The organism is Aeromonas sp. ASNIH4 (assembly GCF_002934425.1).
Taxonomy (GTDB): domain Bacteria; phylum Pseudomonadota; class Gammaproteobacteria; order Enterobacterales; family Aeromonadaceae; genus Aeromonas; species Aeromonas hydrophila.
Genome location: NZ_CP026217.1, coordinates 3,270,529 through 3,288,251, shown reverse-complemented (window position 1 = coordinate 3,288,251; position 17,723 = coordinate 3,270,529). Strand labels below are relative to the sequence as shown.

The following is a 17,723-nucleotide window of genomic DNA, read 5'->3' as shown; positions in this document are numbered from 1 at the left end:
CCAATATGCTCCATTGACCGACGAGGGCAGCAACCCATCGCAGCTCAACAGGTTCTGATGGTCATGGTAAGCCAAACGAGACTGCTAAGGCGAGCATCAGCACTGACACAAGCATCAGAAAGTTATCGTTTTTTGAGCTACATCATCAAAGCGCTTGGGAGTAGGCGAGCAAAGCAGTCAGGCGGGGATGGTTTTGCTATCTTGGCGGCTGGTAACAGAGTAGGGGAGGCATAGCGGTCTCTCCCTATAGATATTGCAGCGTCCCCGAATCAGGAGTAATCAGATGGCGGTGAAAGTCCGATCCAGAAGAGAGAAGATTGGCAGCGGCCTTGGGCTGCTGCTCGGGATCATCGGCTTCAATCTGCTGGTGCCTTTCTTGTTTGAAAAGCAGGCGGGCTTTGATGGCAACCAGATGCTCTGGGCCGCCGTGACGGCGCTGGTCTGCTCCGAGCTGGGGGCCAGAGTGGGCAAGTGGCTGGATCGCAGAGAGCAGACTTGACGGGATCTCCCGAGTCATCAGGTAAACGGCTGTCACCTGGCCAGGGGGCAGCAAAGCGTTCCACTTTATTGCCCCTTATTGCCACACTTCCTGCCCCTTGGCATTGAGCAGGGTGTGGAACAGATAGTGATCGTCCCGGTTGTAATAGACGGTGAGGGTGTGGCGCTGGGTGTAATCCGCCGCCACGCCGGCCACTGTCATGGGTATCAGGATCAGCTCCCCTAGCCCCATAGTCACGGCGCTCGCCGTAGCCTGGCCATTGCCGTCAGCGCGCTTGTGGATCTTGCCGAGCACGGTAAAGCGATCGCAGCCCTGCACCTTGTCCTCGGTCAGAAAGGCGGCCTGCTGGCAAAGCTGGGGATCGCCCAGCTCGGCGCGAATGGTCGTGCGGGTCTCCCCCGCTGCCAGGGTGTTGCGAAAGCGCCCCGAGTAGTGATCGATGGCGGCGGCGCAGCCGCTTAGCAGCCCGATCAGCAGCAGCGGTATGAGCCGCAGACAGGCGCGCTTCATGGGCGGGCCTTGTCATCTGCAAGGGTGGCATCGCCCCGCCGCCCGGGTTCGCTGCGATGCAAAAAGGTGGTCAGGGTATCGCGCGGCGGCGTGATGCCGCACTGCACCAGGATCCGCCCAATCGCCCCCCTGTGATAGCCGCCGTGGGTCACCAGGTGCAGCAGCATCTCGGCGCGGCTCATCTGTCCCTTGTCGCCATCCACGAAGTTGAACGAGAGCACGGCCTCGCCATCTGCCTGGCTCAGGTCGGCAACGTAATCCAGATACCAGGCATCCAGCTTGCCAATGGCGCTGCGCAGCATCGCCAGGGTCGGCGTCTCCGGGGTATTGGTGGCGCTAAAGCCGTGGCTTTCCCCCAGCAGATTGGCCTTGAAGATGGCATCGACCACATGGATATGGTTGAAGATGCGCAGGGCCGTGTGGTGGGCCTCGCCATCTTGCGCGGCATCCAGGGTGGCGAGGGCGTCGAGCAGTTCGCCATCGGCCCAGGCCTTGTAGCGAAACAGCGAGAGCAGGGTTGAGCTTGGCATGGCACTCCTTGGCGTTTCTTATGTCCAAAAGCGGGCATCTTAGCCAGATGGAGCCAAAAAGAACACTCCCCGGGAAGAGGGAGGGGCTGGGCCAGCCACCGGCTGTGTCCGGGTCGGCGGGGATGCTACCCTGTCAGCCGTTGCCGGATAAAACGGCGCCCATAACCCGCCGCCACAAGGAGTCCCCATGCGCATTGCCCTCGTAGGTCTTGGTGATATCGCCCAGAAAGCCTATCTGCCGCTGCTTGCCAGTGATGAGCGAGTCACCCCGCTGCTCTGTACCCGCAATCCAGCGGTATTGGATAAGCTGGCCCGCCAGTACCGGATCGCCGAGAGCTTCACCGAGCTGGGCGACTTGCTGGCAAGCCACCCGGATGCGGTGATGATACACGCCGCCACCGCGGTGCACCTTGAGCTTGCTGCCCAGTGCCTGCGCGCCGGCATCCCCACCTTTGTCGACAAGCCGCTGTGTGACACTTTTGCCGGGGTAGAGGAGCTCGCCAACCTGGCGCTGGCGCAGAACCGTCCGCTGTTTGTTGGCTTCAACCGCCGCTATCTGCCCGCCATGAGCGCGGCCCGCGGCCAGCTGCTTACCGAGCTCAACTGGCAAAAGCACCGCCACGCCCTGCCGGGGGCGCCGCGCTCGTTTCTGTTTGACGACTTCATCCATGTGCTCGACAGCCTCTGCTACTACGGCGGCGCGCCTGATGGAGATCTGCATGCGGTGTTGCGGCGCTGTACCCGCCAGCCGGCGCTGCTGGCCGGGGTGAGCGTGGCCTGGCAGAGCGGGCAGGTGGCGGTGAGCGGCAGCATGAACCGCAGCGCCGGCCTCACCGAGGAGCGTATCGATGCTTATGGCGACAACCTCTCCCTGCATATCGAAAACTGCACCCGGGGCACGATGGCCCGCGATAAAACCGTGCAGACCCTGGCGCCGGGCGACTGGCAGTCGGTGCTGGCGAGCCGGGGCTTCGTTGCCATGCTGGCCCACTGGTATCAGCAGATTGAGACGGGACGGGCCGACGGGGCGCTGATTGAGAGTTACCTGCACGGCCACCGGCTGGCAGAGCAACTGGTGGCCCTGGCGGGGGAGTGAGGGTGATCACCGCGCCGGTTTGCCCGGGCCATGGGCGGAGCCGCGGGCGAAAAAATCGCCGGACCACTGTATGAGATGGCGCATCCCTGCGCAGTTGATTGGCGGGGGCGCTGCCGGGCAAGCCAAGCGGGCGCTTGTTTGCTATCTTGGCGGCCATGAACTGCCAGCAGAGCGACAGAGTGTGATGAACCAGCTATTGAAACGGGGTGGCCGGCTGGCTGCCTTTGCCAAACGGGAGCAGATCCCCGCCATGATGGCCAGGGTGGCCCGTCCATGAGCATCATTTTGGGGATAGACCCGGGTTCGCGCATCACAGGTTACGGGGTCATTCGCATCGTGGCGGGCAAGGCGGAGTACCTGGGCTCGGGCTGCATCCGCACCGACTTGGGCGAGCTGCCGTCGCGCCTCAAGCAGGTCTATGACGGGGTGAGCGAGATCATCACCCAGTTCAAGCCGGACGAGTTCGCCATCGAGCGGGTCTTTATGGCACGCAATGCCGATTCTGCCTTGAAGCTGGGTCAGGCTCGCGGCAGCGCCATCGTGGCGGCGGTCAATGCCCTGCTGCCGGTGAGCGAATACTCGGCCACCCAGATCAAGCAGGCGGTGGTGGGTACCGGCGGCGCCGCCAAGGAGCAGGTGCAGCACATGGTGACCCATCTGCTCAAGCTCTCGGCCACCCCCCAGGCGGATGCGGCAGATGCCCTCGGGGTGGCGCTCTGTCACTTCCATACCCGCCAGATCCTGATCAAGATGGCCGGGCGCAGCACGGGATCGGTGCGCGGTCGTTACCGCTGAGCTGAGATTGCCGGTCTGATACCGGCAATCTCAGGCAAGCGGCCATGTGCCGGCTGGTTGCCCCTCTGGCAGCGGCGGCTGTCGGCAAAAGCCTCAACAGAGTCACAAGCTGTCGCACTGCCTGCCTGCCGCAAGGTGCAGCTCGTCCGGGCGCTAACGATAATCTTCTCAGTTAATCAACAGCTTGTGATGCAAGTCACGTTTTTAGGCCTTCATCGCTTCCCTTCGTTTGCCCGATCGGGACTCCCATAATGTGCGCCGGCCGCGTGGTGCGGCCCGGTGAGCCGCAGGCTCCCGCTTCATCCATCATTGGGAGAGTTGAGAAGTGAAACCTTTTGCAGCTGAATTCATGGGCACCTTCTGGCTGGTGCTGGGGGGCTGCGGCAGCGCCGTGCTGGCCGCCGCCTTTCCGAACGTCGGCATCGGCCTGCTCGGCGTGGCGCTGGCGTTCGGCCTGACCGTGCTGACCATGGCCTACGCCATCGGCCATATTTCGGGTTGTCACCTGAACCCGGCCGTGACCGTTGGTCTGTGGGCCGGCGGTCGTTTCCCGGCCTCCGGCGTGCTGCCCTACATGGTCGCTCAGGTATTGGGCGGGATTGCGGCAGCGGCGGTGCTCTATGTGATTGCCAGCGGTCAGGCCGGTTTCGATCTGGCGGCGGGTTTTGCCTCCAACGGCTATGGCGAGCACTCCCCGGGCGGCTACAGCATGCTGGCAGCGCTGGTGTGTGAAGTGGTGATGACCGGTTTCTTCCTGTTCGTCATCATGGGCGCCACCGACAGCCGGGCCCCGGCCGGTTTTGCCCCCATCGCCATCGGCCTGTGCCTGACCCTCATTCACCTCATCAGCATTCCGGTGACCAACACCTCGGTCAACCCGGCGCGCAGTACGGGCGTGGCCTTCTTCGTAGGGGACTGGGCACTGGGCCAGCTGTGGCTGTTCTGGGTTGCGCCCATCGTCGGTGCCATTCTGGGTGCATTGGCCTATCGCGCGATCGCGACCAAAGCCTGATCCGTCAGGGCAACAAAGTGTGGTATCGACACGCCCCCGGGCGTGTTTTTTTGTTTCTGGCGGGCACGAAAACGGGCCGCAAGGGCCCGCAGGGTAACTTGGTCGCCGGCAAGAGGGGAGAGGCTTACAACCCCTTGGCGCTCAGCATGTCTTTGTAGCGCTGGCGCAGCAGCTGCACCCGCTCCACATAGGCACGAGTCTCAGCATAAGGGGGAATACCCCCATGCTTTTGCACCGCGCCGGCACCGGCGTTGTAGGCCGCGGTGGCCAGCGCCACGTTGCCACCATACTGCTTGAGCAGCCCCGCCAGGTATTTCACCCCGCCGAAGATGTTCTGCTCCGCCAGCAGGGCGTTGCCCACCCCCAGCTCCCGCGCCGTGGCCGGCATCAACTGGGTCAGCCCCATGGCCCCCTTGCGGGACACAGCCAGCGGGTTGAAGGCGGACTCGGCGTGGATCAGCGCCCGGATGAGGGCCGGCTCCACCTGATAGGCCTTGGCCGCCGCCTGGATGGTGCTGGCGTAGTCATAGAGAAACAGCCCCGTGGTGTGCCAGTTGACCTTGGAGTCGGGGTCGCAGGCGTAGCAGTCGTTGAACAGCAGCAGCTCGTAGTGACCCTGCTCCGGCATCATGTCGGAGTAGCGCACCACGCCGTTTTTCTGCACTGACTTGTAGACCTGGATCTGGCGGGTGCCGGGTGGCAGCGGGGGGCTGGCCGGCTCGGGGGGAGGCAGCACGCCCGGGGTGTGCAGGGTGACGGGGGGCGCCGCGGGGGGCGGTGCCGGTGGCTCGGCGGTGAGGATCACCACCTCGGCCGGGACGGGTGTCTGGCTCCAGCCGGGTGAGGAGAACAGCGGGATCAATCCCATCAACATCCATGCTTTCAACGGCTTGCTCCTTCAGCCTCGTTAGCCTTGTTGAGTAAAGCATCACGGCGCGGGCAGAACAAGCCCGCCCTGACCGACCCGTGCACTCGGCCGAGAAAATAGCAGCAGCAGACCAAATAGAGAGGCCGTCCGGTGGCGGCCTCGCGCGGCGACTGCCGGTTTACTCCTGCAGCCAGAGGCGGGCACTGCGGGCGGGAATGGCGACCCGCACCCACTGGCTCTGCACGTTGACCACGGCGTTTTGGTCGAGCACGTCCCGGTAGTTGCGATACCAGTTCATCTCGAACTTGGCGGTATCGAGCCAGTACTCCTGCTCGTAGTCGCACTTGTTGATGCCGACCAGCCCCTGCTTGCCGCGCTTGAACAGCACGAAGCAGTCGCCGCTGCCGACCAGCTGCATGGGTTGGCCCTGCACCGCGTTGTGGAAGCGGATCATCCCCTTGAGGTCGCTGCGCAGGTAGTAATCTTGCCAGCGCAGCCCGTCCTTGGCCTGGGTCTCGCCGTGATCCGAATAGACCAGCGGCGAGCCACCGTCGCGGCCGAGCAGGTAGGCATAGGCCAGCTTCTCGTCGGTCGGGTTCAGGATCTGGTAGCGAAAGCCGTCGTTGGTAGGAATGTCGTGGGTGATGGCGAAGGTGACCGCCCGGCTGCCCGGCAGCGCCTGGCCGTAGGCCCCCGGATCCGCCAGCTGGTTCATGCTGCCGCCATAGCCGAGCGCCCCGCGCAGGGAGGCAAACAGCGGGAAGTCATAGGCCCCCTGACCGCTGCTGTCGAGATAGGGCTTGAGGAAGCGCTCGTAATCGTTGCTGCCGGCGCCGCCGGTGGTGATCACCTCGCCGAACACGTGCATCCCCTGCTTTATCTCGGGGGTGAACACGGCGTTGATCTGGTAATCGCTCATGTGCTTGACCGCATCGACCCGAAAGCCCTTGATCCCCATCCCCTTGAGCGCCTTGAGGTAGGCCTGCTGCTGGCTCACCACCCAGTTGTTGGGGTCAAGGTCCGGCAGCCCCTTGTCGCCCGCGCCGCCGCACAGCCGCCAGTACTGCACGTTGCCCGGATCGTTCCAGTCGCTGATGCACCCTTCCGGGTGGAAGTCTTGGCCGGCGAGCAAGTTCTGGCCCAGATCGCCAAACAGCTTCTGCCGCTCGAAGTAGCCGGGGTTGGCGGCATAGCTTTGCAGCAGCTCGCTGCCGGGGTAGTTGAGATCGCTGCGCTTCCAGCTCTCGTTGGCCATGTGGTTGAGCACCACGTCCGCATAGACGGCGATGCCCCGCGCCTGCAGGGCGGTGATCAGCTGCTCCAGATCCTGCTTGTTGCCAAGGGGGGTGTCGATGAGGCGCAGATCCTGCGGCTGGTAGCGTGCCCACCACTCGTTGCCCGATGACTTGAGGGGCGGCGAGATGAGCACCTGTTTGTAGCCGGCGGCCTTGATGAGATCGGCCTTGGCGGTGACTTCACTGTATTTCCAGTTGAAGGCGTGCAGTATGACGTCGGCATGTGCCAAAGGAGCGATCAGCATGCCTGCGATCGCCCAGATTCCCGCTGTGTGTTTCATTATTGTCAGTCCTTGTTTTGGGTGCCCAGATGGGCACCCAGAGCCTCACACCGGCCTGTCTTGCCAGCAATCACCGGGCGGCGATTTTGTGAGCACTTTCAAAGCGGACTGTGCGGATCTGTGACGGCTTGCAAAAAACCGCGCAGGCCGCGCCATTACTGACTTTTCAATCACTTCACCGGGCTGTTTTCGGCTCAGTCAATCCCGTTGTTGTAGAGTGGCTGCCAGGCGCAGTAGCGCTGGCCACTGCGCTGGTTGTAGAGCCAGAAGCGGTTGCAGTTGTCGTCGTAGTTGCTGGCGCCGACGTTGACGGCATAGCTGCTCAGCCGCTGCCCCTGCAGGGACTGGAACACCCCGTTGTAGAGCAGGGAAAAGTGCAGGTGCGGGCCGGTGGAGGAGCCGCCCTCGCACAGCGCCTCGTTGCGGTTGCCGGCATAGGTGCCGATGGGAGTGTCGGCGGCCACGTAGTCGCCGCTTCGCACCGAGATCCCGCTCATGTGGTAGTAGTTGGTGGCCCAGCCGTTGGGGGCGGTGACGCGCACCTGGCAGCGGGAGAAGACGGTGACGGTGCCGCTGTTGGCGGCGGTGACCGTGTAGGTGGCGCCGCCCCAGCCCGGCCAGTCGTAGGAGACATCGATGGAGGAGTAGGGGTAGCCGGAGCCGGTATGGGAGTGGGCGCCATTGGCCTTCCAGCTGTAGCCCTGGCGCCACGGCAGCTGGAACTGACCGCCAGCCAGCGGTGCGGCGGGGGCGATTGCGCCGCCCCTGGGGGATGTCATGGCGTCCTGGCCGAACAGGGTCCGCCACTGCTCACCGAGCTGGCGCTGCACTGACACGCTCAGCAGACTGGCGAGGGCAGCCTGGTGCGCAGCCTGCGGTGCCAGGGCGGGGGCGCTGCGCTGCATGAGTTGTTGCTGGGCGCGGGCCTGATAGAAGCGCTCGGAGAGCTGGCGCGCCATCAGCTCCAGCTGGTTGTCAAAGCCCCTGGCCTTGACCAGCCTGGCGAACGGCGCCGCCATGGCCTGCTCGGAGGGAGCCGAGATGAGCTGGCTGCTCGCCTCCATCAGGACCAGCAGCAACTGGGGGTTGAGGCTGGTGATACCGCTCCAGTGCAGGATCACCTCCTCCTTGGGCAGCAGGTGGGGCGCCTGTTGCTGCAAAAAGTCGTGCAGATCGAAGGCCATGGCCGCCTCGCCGAACACGAAGTGGGCCTCATCCAGTGGGAGGACAGGGGCTTGACTGGCGACAAGCTGCTGCGCCGTGAAGTGATAGGGGGCAAGCGGGGCATGGATGTCGCCGGCCCAGCCGGCGGCGGGAAGCAGGGCCAGCATCAGCAGGGAGGGGATCGGTCTGGACATGATAACTCCTTGGCAAAGTGGTGAGGTGTCGGTGTGGGGATGGACCCACGCGGGCAACAACAGCGCGAGGCTATGCCAAGGCTTCACCATAGGGGCAAATGCCAAAGTTGCTATTCAAATGGGGCTTTTTATGCGGAAGGATAGCGGCATTTGTTTGTTAACAAATGTTTACGAAAAGGGTTTGTAGAGCCAAATCAGTGAGTTGCGGGCCATGAAATGGCGGGCTGCCGTAAAGGGCGGGGAAGAGGCGCAAACAGTGTCTGCCACTGGCTTGCCGTGATAGGATCGCCGCTGGCCAGACCGGCTGACGGCATGTTAAAAATTATGCAACCCGGTGTGGTTATTGGCTTTTTTGTTATTAAAAGCCGTGATATCGTCAATCTGGTCGGATCTCTGCGACCGACATCAATGTATGAGGACCGGGCCGAATGGCCATGGATGGAACGGGTGTGATAGGCAAGCGGGCGATGGAACTCACGTTCGAAGAGTACTGTGATGCAGACCTTTCCCTGATCAGGGATTACTACGAAACCACTTTCTCCCACTATGTGCCGGATCTGGCCGAGCGGATCTTCGTGGTACGCGACGCCCACTGGCTGGTGGGAGCCGTGCGCCTGCGCGACGAACAAGATTACTACCACCTGTGCGGTTTTCGTCTGCTGCCCCACTACCAGTCGCTGGGGCTGGGTTCGCGCCTGTTGCAGCACGCCTGCAACGATCTGCAGGACAAACCTGTGGTGTGTCAGGCCTTGCCGTTTGAAAAGCCGTTCTACCTCAAGGCCGGCTTCGCCGACCTGCCCCTGCATGAACTGGAGGGGCCGCTCTTCTCGCTGTATGACCAGCAGCGCGAACAGGGTTACCAGATCGAGCTGCTGGTGCGCCAGGCCAAGGCCCCGGTCTACAACTGACGACTCACTGGGGCTTGGTCAACAGGTGGATCTTGCCCGGTGACAGCTCCAGCCCCAACAGATTCTCCTTCAGCCATGCCTGGTTCGGATCCTTGTCGTTGAGTCGATAGACCGGCTGGGTCTCCAGCCGCTTCTCCATGCTCTGCAGCAGCATGCCGAGCATGAAGCCGAACTTCTGCTGCGCCGCCTCCGGCTCCAGCTTGTATTCAATCAACTTCATGTTGTCGAGGAACAGCGCGCTCTGCGCCTTGTCGTAGCGCGGTCTCGCCTCATAGGTCATGTTCAACCGCGCGTCGTACTCGGTCTGATCCGGCAGGGCGATCTTGAGCTTGCCCTTGCCATAGACCCGGGCGGTGTCCGGGCTCTGGCGCCCGATCTGGACATCGCTCTGTTCGAGCTGCACATGGGCCTTGATGATGCCGGGCAGCTCCAGCTGTTTGTTCACTTGCACCTGGGATTGCAGGTACTGGTTTATCTGTTGCTCATTGATGTCATATGAGCCTTGACCTAGCATGGCCAGACTGAGCAGCATAGATTGCAGGATCATGCTAACGACCTGATAGAATGGGTGTGTTTTACAGCATACCATCCTGGCTTCGCGGGATCTGCCCACCGCATTTCACTCGTCTGTAAAAGGAGTTCTCGTGATCAACGGTCTGGAGCACGACATCCAACTGCTGTTTTCCCAGTTCCTCGGCTGGTTGCTGCTGCTGTTTCACACCGTGATCGTGGCGGGGGTCTCATTTCGAGTGGTGATGAAGCGGCGCCCCATCGGGGTCTCGCTGGCCTGGCTGGCCCTCATCTATGCCATCCCGTTTGCCGGGGTCGGTTTCTATGTGTTGTTCGGCGAGATCCGCCTCGGCCGGCGCCGCGCCGAGCGGGCGCAGGCCATGTACCGCCCTTATGCCATCTGGATCCGCCAGCTGGCCCGGCTCTTCCCCCAGCACTGCTGCGAGGTGGGGGAGAAGGCCCAGCCGCTGCACGATCTGATCCAGGGCCGGCTGGCCATGCCCATGCTCTCCGGCAACCGGATGACGCTGCTGAGCAAGCCGGAAGCCATCCTGCGCGAGATAGTGCGCGACATCCGCCAATCCTCCCAGTCCTGCTACCTGGAGTTCTACATCTGGCATCCGGGCGGTGACACCGACGAGGTGTGTGAAGCCTTGATGGAAGTGGCGGCGCGCGGCGTGGATTGTCGCTTGCTGCTCGATTCCATGGGCAGCAAGACCTTCTTCCGCTCGTCCTGGCCGAAAAAGCTGCGCAAGGCCGGGGTCAAGCTGGTGGAGGTGCTGCCGGTCGGGGCCTGGCGCATCCCGTTCCAGCGCCAGGACCTGCGCATGCACCGCAAGCTGGTGGTGATCGACGACCGGGTCGGTTACACCGGCTCCATGAACATGGTGGATCCCCGCTTCTTCAAGCAGAACGCCGGGGTCGGCCAGTGGGTCGACATCATGATCCGGGTGCAGGGGCCCATGGTGCCGCTGATGTGGTCCATCTTCGTCTGGGACTGGGAGATGGAGACCGGCGAGCGGCTGCTCGACAGCCTGCAGCACGAGCCGGAGGCCTGGCCCCAGAGCAACTACCGGGCCCAGCTCATTCCATCCGGTCCCTTCGTCGGCGGCGACTGCATCCAGCAGAGCCTGCTGCTGGCCATCTACCAGGCTCGCCACCATCTGGTGCTGACCACCCCCTACTTCGTGCCGGACGATCCGCTGGCGGCGGCGCTCTCCTCGGCGGCGGCCCGCGGCGTGCAGGTGCAGCTGGTGCTGCCGGCGCGCAACGACTCCCTGATGGCCAATTACGCCTGCAACGCCTTCATGGAGGAGCTGCTGGAGGCGGGGGTGGAGGTCTATCGCTACGACGCCGGCCTGCTGCACACCAAGAGCGTGCTGGTGGATGACGACTTCGCCCTGGTGGGCACGGTCAACCTGGACCGGCGCAGCCTCTGGCTCAACTTCGAGGTGACCCTGCTCATCGACAACCCGGTGTTCGTCGCCGAGATGACCCAGCTGGTGCAGGGCTACATGATAGAGGCGACCCCCATGTCGCTGGCCAAGTGGCGGGCACGCCCCTGGTACAAGAAGGTGATGGAGAACATGTTCTACCTGTTCAGCCCCTTGTTGTGACATCACTTAATTGCGGCAGGCGCCGAATTGCGCTTGCCTAGCCCCAAGCTGGCCCCGTAGAGTGCGGCAATCACTCCCTGGAGAAACAGAAGAAGATGAAGAAGCGAGTAGCGCTGGCCGTCACGGCGGCCTTGGTGGTGGGTGGGCTGGGTGCCTGCTGGTACACGGGCAACACGTTCGATCGCATCATGGCCGAGCAGATCGCCAAGGTGAAACAGGAGAGCGGCGTCGAACTGAGCTGGCAGCCGAGCTCGAGCCACCTGTTCGCCCGCGATGGCGTGCTGAAGGTGGTCGTCACCCCGCAGACCCTGGCCAGCCTGGATGGTCAGCTGGAGGGGAGCGAGCCGGTCGAGGCGCAGTTCATCGTCAACAGCCGCATCCTGCCGCTCTACATCAAGAGCCACATGCTGCTCGACACCAAGCAGGGTTCGCTGGCGCCGGTGTTCAACGCCTTCAAGATGGAGCAGTGGCAGTTCGGCATCGAGTCGGTCAGCAGCCTGTGGACCGCCAGCAACAGCAGCCGCTTCTGGGCCAACGAGTTCAAGATCAAGCAGGGGCTCGACGAGTTCAACTTCCTGCCGATGAAGGGCGACTATCACGGCGATCTGGAAGGCAACGGTCACGTCACCTTCCACTGGCAGGGCATGACGGTGCACGAAGAGCAGAACAAGATGGACATGGTGCTGGCCGAGCTCAAGGGCAGTGCCGACATGGCCGAGATCAGCGGCATCTGGCTCTCTCCCCGCAGCGACATGACCCTCTCCGCACTGTCGGTACAGCTGCCTGACAGCGTCAAGGTCTCCCTGCAGGGGCTGACCACCGAAACCCAGCTGGCGGGGGATGATGCCCAGACCCTCTCCAGCAGCTACCAGATGAAGGTGGACACCCTCAATCTGGAGAACGAGACCGACAACCTGGCGCTGACCCAGAGCAAGCTGGCCCTCAATCTGAAGGGGCTGGATCTGGAAGGCTATCAGGCGCTGCAGGCCTCCAGCGGCCAGGGCGTGGAAGAGGAGGCGATCCAGCAGGCGCTGGACAAGATGCTCAAGCGTGGCGCCACGCTGGAGCTGGTGGACTTGAGCTCCCACCTCAATGGCGAGCCGGTGGCCATGAAGGGCGACATCAAGCTGGCGGCCACCTCGCTCGAGCAGCTGTTCAACAGCGAAGAGGGGATGCACGCCCTCTCCGGCCTGCTGCACGCCAACCTGAGCGGCAAGCTGGGCAAGGCGGTGCCGCAGCTGGCGCCCATGCTGGATCAGTTCGCCGCCATGGGTTACCTCAAGGCGGACAAGGAGCAGCTGACGGCCGAGCTGAAGCTCGACAAGGGTGCCATGACCGTCAATGGTCTGCCGCTCTGATTGACGTTGCTTTCGTGCACATACAACAAAGGCTCCCGCGGGAGCCTTTGTTGTTTTCAGTGGCCGGGATTACTTGAATACCACCGTCTTGTTGCCGTAGACGAACACCCGCTCGTTCAGCACCAGCTCCAGTGCCCGGCTCAGCACCGATTTCTCCACGTCGCGGCCAGCCTTGGCCATGTCGTCGGCGCTGAAGGTGTGATCGACGTGGATCACGTCCTGCTCGACGATGGGGCCCTCATCCAGATCGTCGGTGACGAAGTGGGCGGTGGCGCCGATCAGCTTGACCCCGCGATCGAAGGCCTGGCGATAGGGGCGGGCACCGATGAAGGCGGGCAGGAAGGAGTGGTGGATGTTGATGATCTTGCGCGGATAGGCCTCGACGAAACTCGGGGTCAGCACCCGCATGTACTTGGCCAGCACCACGTAGTCGGGCTGGTAGCCGTCGATGATGGCGCGCACCTGCTCTTCGTGCTCGGTGCGGCTCAGATCCTCATGGCTGACGGTGTGGAACGGAATGTCGAACTTGCCGGTCAGCTCGGCGAGGGTGTCGTAGTTGCCGATCACCGCGACTATGTCCATGTCCAGCGCACCGGCGTAGTTCTTCATCAGGATGTCGCCGAGGCAGTGGGTCTCCTTGGTTACCAGGATGACGATGCGCTTCTTGCCGGCCTTGACCAGGCGGCGCTGGGCACCGGCGGGCAGGGCATCATCGAGGTCGGCCAGCAGGGTCTCGTCGTTGAAGCGTCCCTCCAGCTCGGTGCGCATGAAGAAGCGGCCGTTTTCGTGATCCACGAACTCGTCGTTCTTGTTGATGTTGAGCTGGTGCTTGTAGCAGATGTTGGTGATCTTGGCGATGAGGCCCTTGGCGTCCGGACAGTCCGTCAGCAGTATTTTCTTTTCCATCTCTGTCATGATTCCGTTTGTGTTGTTGGCGCCTGAGTCTGCGCAGGCTGCGCGTTTTTTCAGGCACTATGCCACAAACAAAATCAGAAAAGACAGTGCGCCGTGCGCCCTGATGCAATGCGGCCACAAGCGGTACGCTATTCATCTTTGATGGGTTTTGGGCTGGTATCCGGCGTTTTTTTTCTTTACGCTGTCTGCGCTTATTCTCAGGGCGGGGTGAAATTCCCCACCGGCGGTATCCCGATGTGACTCGGGGAGCCCGCGAGCGCCCGACCCGGTATTGCACCGGGACGGGGTCAGCAGATCCGGTGAGATGCCGGAGCCGACGGTAATAGTCCGGATGAAAGAGGATAAGACAGATATTGCAGGCAAGCCCCATGGGCCGGCCGCTGCATACCTATCTCTGTCTGCCTTTCCATGCCCTGATTCTGGTCCTTGTCTTGTTTAGGAGTCTTACCATGAATCAGTCTCTTCTCAGTGAATTTGGTGATCCCATTGCCCGTGTCGAAGCGGCGCTGGCAGCTCTGCGTGCCGGTCGCGGCGTGCTGGTGGCCGACGATGAAGATCGGGAGAACGAAGGGGATCTCATCTTCGCCGCCGAATCCATGACCAACGAACAGATGGCGATGATGATCCGCGAGTGTTCCGGCATCGTCTGCCTCTGCCTGACCGACGAGCGGGTACGCCAGCTCGAACTGCCGATGATGGTGGAGGCCAACTCCAGCCATTATCAGACCGCCTTCACCGTGACCATCGAAGCGGCGCAGGGGGTGACCACCGGCGTGTCGGCGGCCGATCGCATCACCACCATTCGGGCCGCCATCGCCGACGGCGCCAGACCGTCCGACCTGCACCGCCCGGGCCACGTCTTCCCGCTGCGGGCCCGCACCGGCGGGGTGTTGACCCGTCGTGGCCACACCGAAGCCACGGTCGATCTGATGCAGCTGGCCGGACTCAAACCGTTCGGGGTGTTGTGCGAACTGACCAAGGAAGATGGTTCCATGGCGCGGCTGCCGGATCTGGTGGCATTCGGTCGCCAGCATCAGATGCCGGTGCTGACCATCGAGGATCTGGTGCAATATCGTCAATTGCTGTCAGAACGTTCAGCCTGAGCCTCATACGAAATTGTAATAAGCCCAAAATTTGGTTACGCTTTGTGCGAACCTCATCCAGAGACCCTCATTTTTGGCTTAACTTTGCACAAAAAGTGTACGTTTAAAAAAAAATGAGGGTTTTAATGCATTTATCTGTGATGGGGCCTATCCAAACTATGATTTTTTTGTGCCATAATCACGCCGCTTGCTAAACGTCTGGCGAGTTAAAGGGAGCTTTTAAAATGAAAAAAATGTTGTTGGTAGGTGTTGTTGGTCTGTCCGCTCTGCTGGGCGGTTGTGCAAACACCAGCGAACTGGAAACTTCCGTTCAGAATCTGTCTAACAAAGTTGACCAACTGGCTCAAGATGTTAGCGCTGTTCGTGCTGATCAATCCAAGATCGCTGCTGATGTTGCAGAAGCCAAGCAAGAAGCTATGCGTGCTAACCAGCGCATCGACAACATGGCTACTTCCTACAAGAAGTAATCCATGCGAAAAAAATGGCGCAGTTATGCGCCATTTTTTTTTGCCTGAAATTCGTCAAATTCCCGCGTTTTCCCCTCTGATACCCGCCTGACAAGGCAATGCCGAACACTCGGCATCACCCCGTTTTTCATTTCCGCATCGATCAGTAGAGCAGGCTGTAGAGCTTGCGACGGTAGCTCTGCGCCGCCGGGTTGCTGCCCATGGTGGTCAGGATGTCGAGGTAGGTCTTCTTGGCATCGCCGAAGGCGAGATCCCGCTTGAGGATGGTAAACAGCAGGGTGAGCGCCTCTTCCTGCCGGCCAGCCTGGCTGTATTGCACCGCCAGCTCCTGGGCCAGAGCAAAGTTGTCCGGCTCCTGCTGGTGACGGGCTTCCAGCGCCCGCAGCTCCGGGCTGTCGGCGGCCTGCTGGGCCAGTGCCAGCCGGGATGTCAGGGTCTGGTAGTGATCGTCCTGGGCGATCATCGGGATTTTGCCCAGTCGTTCCTGTGCTTCGTCCAGCAGATTGAGATCGAGCGCCGCCTGAATGAGCCACAGGCTGATGTCGTGGCGCTCCGGTGCCAGCTGATGGGCCTTGCCGAGATGGGCATAGGCAAGGTCAGCCTGACCCTCCGCCAGCGCCTGCTGTCCCTGTTCGAACAGCAACTCCTCCTCCTTGGGGGCGAAGGCGGCAAAGTAGTGGCGCAGGGTGGCTTCGTCCTGCGGGCCTTCCAGAATGGCCTGCTCGTCAGGGCGGCCCTGGTGGAACAGCACCAGCGCCGGCAGGGCGCGCAGGCCGAGCTGGCCAGCCAGCGGTTGCAGCTGCGGATCGTTCATGTCCACCCTGGCCAGGGTCACCTGGGGATTGGCCGGGCCGACCAGCGCTTCCACCTGCGGGGTCATGGTTTGACACTCCGGCATCTGGGGGGCGTGGAAATAGATGACGATCGGCTTTTTCATGGAAGCATCGATCAGGGCGCTTTGGAAATTCTGGGGATGGATGTCGACGATCATGAGGCTGACTCTTGGAAAATGGTGTGAGTTAACATGGGGTTGATGGGCACAGAATTCAAGCTGCTGTCGAGCTGCCAGCCGTTGACGGCGAGGGTCGGTGCGGCCAGGCTGAGCCAGCCCCGGCCGATGGGCCAATCCTGTATCTGGTAATCCTGTTCATCGAGTTGGTTGTCGAGCCGCCACGCTGCCTCTGGCACGAAGCGCACCTTGTCGAGGCCGGCGGCGATGCCGGCGCCGTGGGCCTTCAATACCGCCTCCTTGCGCGACCAGAACCGATAGAAGGCCGATTCTTGCTCCGCCTCGGGCAGGGCGAGCAGCCACTCATATTCACTCTGCGCATAAAAACGGCGGGCCAGTGGCAGAATCTGGCGGCGCCGCTGACCCATCTCTATATCCACTCCGAGCGGGCCGGCGGCACAGAGGGCGATCGCCAGCCAGTCACCGCTGTGGCTGAGGTTGAACTGCCAGCGCCCGTCGCTCAGCGCCGGCTTGCCATGCGGGTTGCTGCAAAACTGCAGCGCATCGGGCCGGCACTGCAGGCGCTCGGCCAGCAGCCGTCGCAGCAAGCCACGGCTGAGCAGGTACTCCTGGCGGCGTGCCGGCTGACCGATGGCCTGCCATGTCTGCCGTTCTTCGGGGGAGAGCAGAGTTTGCAGCAGGCTCAGCTGGTCGGCGTCCGTGTTTGCCGGTTTTAACAAATAGAGATCCACAGAGATCATAATTTTTCACTTAAAAAGCATGCTGAAACAGCGATAAAAGTCAGTTTGATCCGGCCTGGGTGGCCCCTTTCGAGATTGTATATTGTTTGGCCACGATCACATTAATCAGGAAAAATAATGCATTTCCTTGCAAAAATGTGATGTCGATAGGGATTTTCGCTTGCCTCGATAGAATTCTTGGATATAGTCGGGTGCTGTTGCCTTATAAATTGCCCGTTCGGGCCGTATTTTAACAAGTTTTACTATTTTGCGGGGATAAAGGATTGCGCCACCTGATGCTACTGCTGGTCGCGCTCGGAATGGTGGGTTGTGCCTCGGCACCCCAGCCCGAGGTCGCGAGCAAGATCGAAGTTTCCATGATGGAACCCGTTATTGAACCGGAAGCTTCGCAAACCCCAGATGTAAACGAAATCCTGACAGTATACAAAGAGTGGCGCGGTGTTCCTTACCGCATGGGTGGCAGCAGCCAGCGCGGCATCGATTGTTCCGCCTTCGCCCGTGAAGTGTTCCGCAACGCCGTCGGCATCGAACTTCCCCGTGATACCCGCTCCCAAGTCCATGAAGGCACCCGTGTTTCCAAGCAGGATCTGGTCGAAGGTGACCTGGTCTTCTTCAAGATCAATCGCCGTCTCAATCATGTCGGCATCTATGTGGGCAATGGTGAATTCATTCACGCCTCCACCCGCGCCGGGGTGACGCGCTCCAAGCTCGACAGCTCCTACTGGCGCAGCAAATTCTGGCAGGCACGCCGGATCGACATCTGAGTCAGGCTGGACAAACGGCTCGCAGTACGGACTGTTTTTCCAACCTCACTTAAACCGGGCTCGACAGCCCGGTTTTTTATGGCCGTCATTTAGACTTTCCGGGGCCAAGTCACTATAGTGTGGGCCCG

The 17,723-nt window shown here is 61.7% G+C and carries 19 protein-coding genes and 1 riboswitch; of the genes, 10 read left to right on the top strand and 9 right to left on the bottom strand.

The window, feature by feature from the left end; all coding sequences use genetic code 11:
* Positions 1 to 283 precede the first annotated feature (283 nt).
* Positions 284 to 499 carry a hypothetical protein gene (locus tag C2U40_RS15105; RefSeq protein ID WP_103829150.1) on the top strand — a complete coding sequence of 72 codons (216 nt, stop codon included), beginning with the start codon at positions 284 to 286 and terminating at the stop codon, positions 497 to 499.
* A gap of 75 nt (positions 500 to 574) precedes the next feature.
* On the opposite strand, the gene C2U40_RS15100 is transcribed toward C2U40_RS15105, so the two are convergent.
* Positions 575 to 1,009, bottom strand: a complete 435-nt coding sequence (locus tag C2U40_RS15100) for a hypothetical protein (RefSeq protein ID WP_039215533.1) — start codon at positions 1,007 to 1,009, stop codon at positions 575 to 577.
* Positions 1,006 to 1,539, bottom strand: a complete 534-nt coding sequence (locus C2U40_RS15095) for a DinB family protein (RefSeq protein WP_103829149.1) — start codon at positions 1,537 to 1,539, stop codon at positions 1,006 to 1,008. The genes C2U40_RS15100 and C2U40_RS15095 overlap by 4 nt, the downstream gene beginning before the upstream one ends.
* Positions 1,540 to 1,726: 187 nt before the next feature.
* On the opposite strand from C2U40_RS15095, the gene C2U40_RS15090 reads away from it, so the two are divergent.
* The 3 genes from C2U40_RS15090 (at position 1,727) to aqpZ (ending at position 4,442) form a co-directional block, all read left to right on the top strand.
* Positions 1,727 to 2,635, top strand: coding sequence for a Gfo/Idh/MocA family protein (locus C2U40_RS15090; protein ID WP_103829148.1), 909 nt, complete (start codon positions 1,727 to 1,729; stop codon positions 2,633 to 2,635).
* 273 nt (positions 2,636 to 2,908) lie between these two features.
* Positions 2,909 to 3,430, top strand: a complete 522-nt coding sequence (ruvC, locus tag C2U40_RS15080) for a crossover junction endodeoxyribonuclease RuvC (protein ID WP_005298649.1) — start codon at positions 2,909 to 2,911, stop codon at positions 3,428 to 3,430.
* 325 nt (positions 3,431 to 3,755) lie between these two features.
* A complete protein-coding gene (gene aqpZ / locus C2U40_RS15075) occupies positions 3,756 to 4,442 on the top strand; it encodes an aquaporin Z (protein WP_103829146.1) in 687 nt (228 codons plus the stop codon).
* A 124-nt stretch (positions 4,443 to 4,566) separates the two neighbouring features.
* On the opposite strand, the gene C2U40_RS15070 is transcribed toward aqpZ, so the two are convergent.
* The 3 genes from C2U40_RS15070 to C2U40_RS15060 form a co-directional block, all read right to left on the bottom strand.
* Positions 4,567 to 5,316 (bottom strand): lytic transglycosylase domain-containing protein, encoded by a 750-nt coding sequence (locus C2U40_RS15070; RefSeq protein WP_199773247.1) that lies wholly within the window; start codon positions 5,314 to 5,316, stop codon positions 4,567 to 4,569.
* 172 nt (positions 5,317 to 5,488) lie between these two features.
* Entirely contained in the window at positions 5,489 to 6,886 is a 1,398-nt protein-coding gene (locus C2U40_RS15065) for an alpha-amylase family protein (RefSeq protein WP_181014915.1), read from the bottom strand.
* Positions 6,887 to 7,080: 194 nt separating this feature from the next.
* On the bottom strand, positions 7,081 to 8,244 hold the full coding sequence (locus tag C2U40_RS15060) for a M23 family metallopeptidase (protein WP_103828691.1): 1,164 nt from the start codon (positions 8,242 to 8,244) through the stop codon (positions 7,081 to 7,083).
* Between the two features lie 428 nt (positions 8,245 to 8,672).
* Here C2U40_RS15060 and C2U40_RS15055 point away from each other — a divergent pair, with 428 nt between their 5' ends.
* The gene (locus tag C2U40_RS15055; RefSeq protein WP_011705218.1) at positions 8,673 to 9,152 is read left to right on the top strand and encodes a GNAT family N-acetyltransferase; all 480 of its coding nucleotides are present in this window, start codon (positions 8,673 to 8,675) and stop codon (positions 9,150 to 9,152) included.
* Between the two features lie 4 nt (positions 9,153 to 9,156).
* Here C2U40_RS15055 and C2U40_RS15050 read toward each other — a convergent pair whose 3' ends face one another.
* On the bottom strand, positions 9,157 to 9,699 hold the full coding sequence (locus tag C2U40_RS15050; RefSeq protein ID WP_026080151.1) for a DUF1439 domain-containing protein: 543 nt from the start codon (positions 9,697 to 9,699) through the stop codon (positions 9,157 to 9,159).
* Positions 9,700 to 9,796: 97 nt separating this feature from the next.
* Between C2U40_RS15050 and cls the strand changes: the two genes are divergently transcribed.
* Positions 9,797 to 11,278, top strand: a complete 1,482-nt coding sequence (cls, locus tag C2U40_RS15045; RefSeq protein WP_011705220.1) for a cardiolipin synthase — start codon at positions 9,797 to 9,799, stop codon at positions 11,276 to 11,278.
* Positions 11,279 to 11,373: 95 nt separating this feature from the next.
* The gene (locus tag C2U40_RS15040; RefSeq protein ID WP_103828690.1) at positions 11,374 to 12,636 is read left to right on the top strand and encodes a DUF945 family protein; all 1,263 of its coding nucleotides are present in this window, start codon (positions 11,374 to 11,376) and stop codon (positions 12,634 to 12,636) included.
* Positions 12,637 to 12,705: 69 nt separating this feature from the next.
* Here C2U40_RS15040 and purU read toward each other — a convergent pair whose 3' ends face one another.
* Positions 12,706 to 13,542, bottom strand: a complete 837-nt coding sequence (gene purU, locus C2U40_RS15035) for a formyltetrahydrofolate deformylase (protein WP_011705222.1) — start codon at positions 13,540 to 13,542, stop codon at positions 12,706 to 12,708.
* 198 nt (positions 13,543 to 13,740) lie between these two features.
* A riboswitch (FMN riboswitch) is annotated at positions 13,741 to 13,898 on the top strand.
* A gap of 102 nt (positions 13,899 to 14,000) precedes the next feature.
* Between purU and ribB the strand changes: the two genes are divergently transcribed.
* On the top strand, positions 14,001 to 14,654 hold the full coding sequence (gene ribB / locus C2U40_RS15030) for a 3,4-dihydroxy-2-butanone-4-phosphate synthase (protein WP_011705223.1): 654 nt from the start codon (positions 14,001 to 14,003) through the stop codon (positions 14,652 to 14,654).
* Positions 14,655 to 14,878: 224 nt separating this feature from the next.
* Entirely contained in the window at positions 14,879 to 15,121 is a 243-nt protein-coding gene (locus C2U40_RS15025) for an Lpp/OprI family alanine-zipper lipoprotein (RefSeq protein ID WP_010634682.1), read from the top strand.
* A 142-nt stretch (positions 15,122 to 15,263) separates the two neighbouring features.
* Here the strand turns inward: C2U40_RS15025 and C2U40_RS15020 are convergent, their stop codons facing one another.
* On the bottom strand, positions 15,264 to 16,112 hold the full coding sequence (locus C2U40_RS15020; RefSeq protein WP_103828689.1) for a tetratricopeptide repeat protein: 849 nt from the start codon (positions 16,110 to 16,112) through the stop codon (positions 15,264 to 15,266).
* Entirely contained in the window at positions 16,109 to 16,831 is a 723-nt protein-coding gene (locus tag C2U40_RS15015) for a 4'-phosphopantetheinyl transferase family protein (protein WP_103828688.1), read from the bottom strand. The genes C2U40_RS15020 and C2U40_RS15015 overlap by 4 nt, the downstream gene beginning before the upstream one ends.
* Before the next feature lie 275 nt (positions 16,832 to 17,106).
* Between C2U40_RS15015 and C2U40_RS15010 the strand changes: the two genes are divergently transcribed.
* Entirely contained in the window at positions 17,107 to 17,595 is a 489-nt protein-coding gene (locus tag C2U40_RS15010; RefSeq protein WP_005298673.1) for a C40 family peptidase, read from the top strand.
* Positions 17,596 to 17,723 lie beyond the last annotated feature (128 nt).

Excerpts from the sequence above, each read along its gene's own strand:
- C2U40_RS15070 (WP_199773247.1), bottom strand. The coding sequence starts at position 5,316 with ATGTTGATGGGATTGATCCCGCTGTTCTCCTCACCCGGCTGGAGCCAG.
- C2U40_RS15040 (WP_103828690.1), top strand. The coding sequence starts at position 11,374 with ATGAAGAAGCGAGTAGCGCTGGCCGTCACGGCGGCCTTGGTGGTGGGT.
- C2U40_RS15015 (WP_103828688.1), bottom strand. The coding sequence starts at position 16,831 with ATGATCTCTGTGGATCTCTATTTGTTAAAACCGGCAAACACGGACGCC.
- ribB (WP_011705223.1), top strand. The coding sequence starts at position 14,001 with ATGAATCAGTCTCTTCTCAGTGAATTTGGTGATCCCATTGCCCGTGTC.
- purU (WP_011705222.1), bottom strand. The coding sequence starts at position 13,542 with ATGGAAAAGAAAATACTGCTGACGGACTGTCCGGACGCCAAGGGCCTC.
- C2U40_RS15050 (WP_026080151.1), bottom strand. The coding sequence starts at position 9,699 with ATGATCCTGCAATCTATGCTGCTCAGTCTGGCCATGCTAGGTCAAGGC.
- C2U40_RS15105 (WP_103829150.1), top strand. The coding sequence starts at position 284 with ATGGCGGTGAAAGTCCGATCCAGAAGAGAGAAGATTGGCAGCGGCCTT.
- ruvC (WP_005298649.1), top strand. The coding sequence starts at position 2,909 with ATGAGCATCATTTTGGGGATAGACCCGGGTTCGCGCATCACAGGTTAC.
- C2U40_RS15090 (WP_103829148.1), top strand. The coding sequence starts at position 1,727 with ATGCGCATTGCCCTCGTAGGTCTTGGTGATATCGCCCAGAAAGCCTAT.
- C2U40_RS15025 (WP_010634682.1), top strand. The coding sequence starts at position 14,879 with ATGAAAAAAATGTTGTTGGTAGGTGTTGTTGGTCTGTCCGCTCTGCTG.
- C2U40_RS15100 (WP_039215533.1), bottom strand. The coding sequence starts at position 1,009 with ATGAAGCGCGCCTGTCTGCGGCTCATACCGCTGCTGCTGATCGGGCTG.
- C2U40_RS15060 (WP_103828691.1), bottom strand. The coding sequence starts at position 8,244 with ATGTCCAGACCGATCCCCTCCCTGCTGATGCTGGCCCTGCTTCCCGCC.
- C2U40_RS15020 (WP_103828689.1), bottom strand. The coding sequence starts at position 16,112 with ATGATCGTCGACATCCATCCCCAGAATTTCCAAAGCGCCCTGATCGAT.
- C2U40_RS15055 (WP_011705218.1), top strand. The coding sequence starts at position 8,673 with ATGGCCATGGATGGAACGGGTGTGATAGGCAAGCGGGCGATGGAACTC.
- C2U40_RS15065 (WP_181014915.1), bottom strand. The coding sequence starts at position 6,886 with ATGAAACACACAGCGGGAATCTGGGCGATCGCAGGCATGCTGATCGCT.
- C2U40_RS15095 (WP_103829149.1), bottom strand. The coding sequence starts at position 1,539 with ATGCCAAGCTCAACCCTGCTCTCGCTGTTTCGCTACAAGGCCTGGGCC.
- C2U40_RS15010 (WP_005298673.1), top strand. The coding sequence starts at position 17,107 with ATGCTACTGCTGGTCGCGCTCGGAATGGTGGGTTGTGCCTCGGCACCC.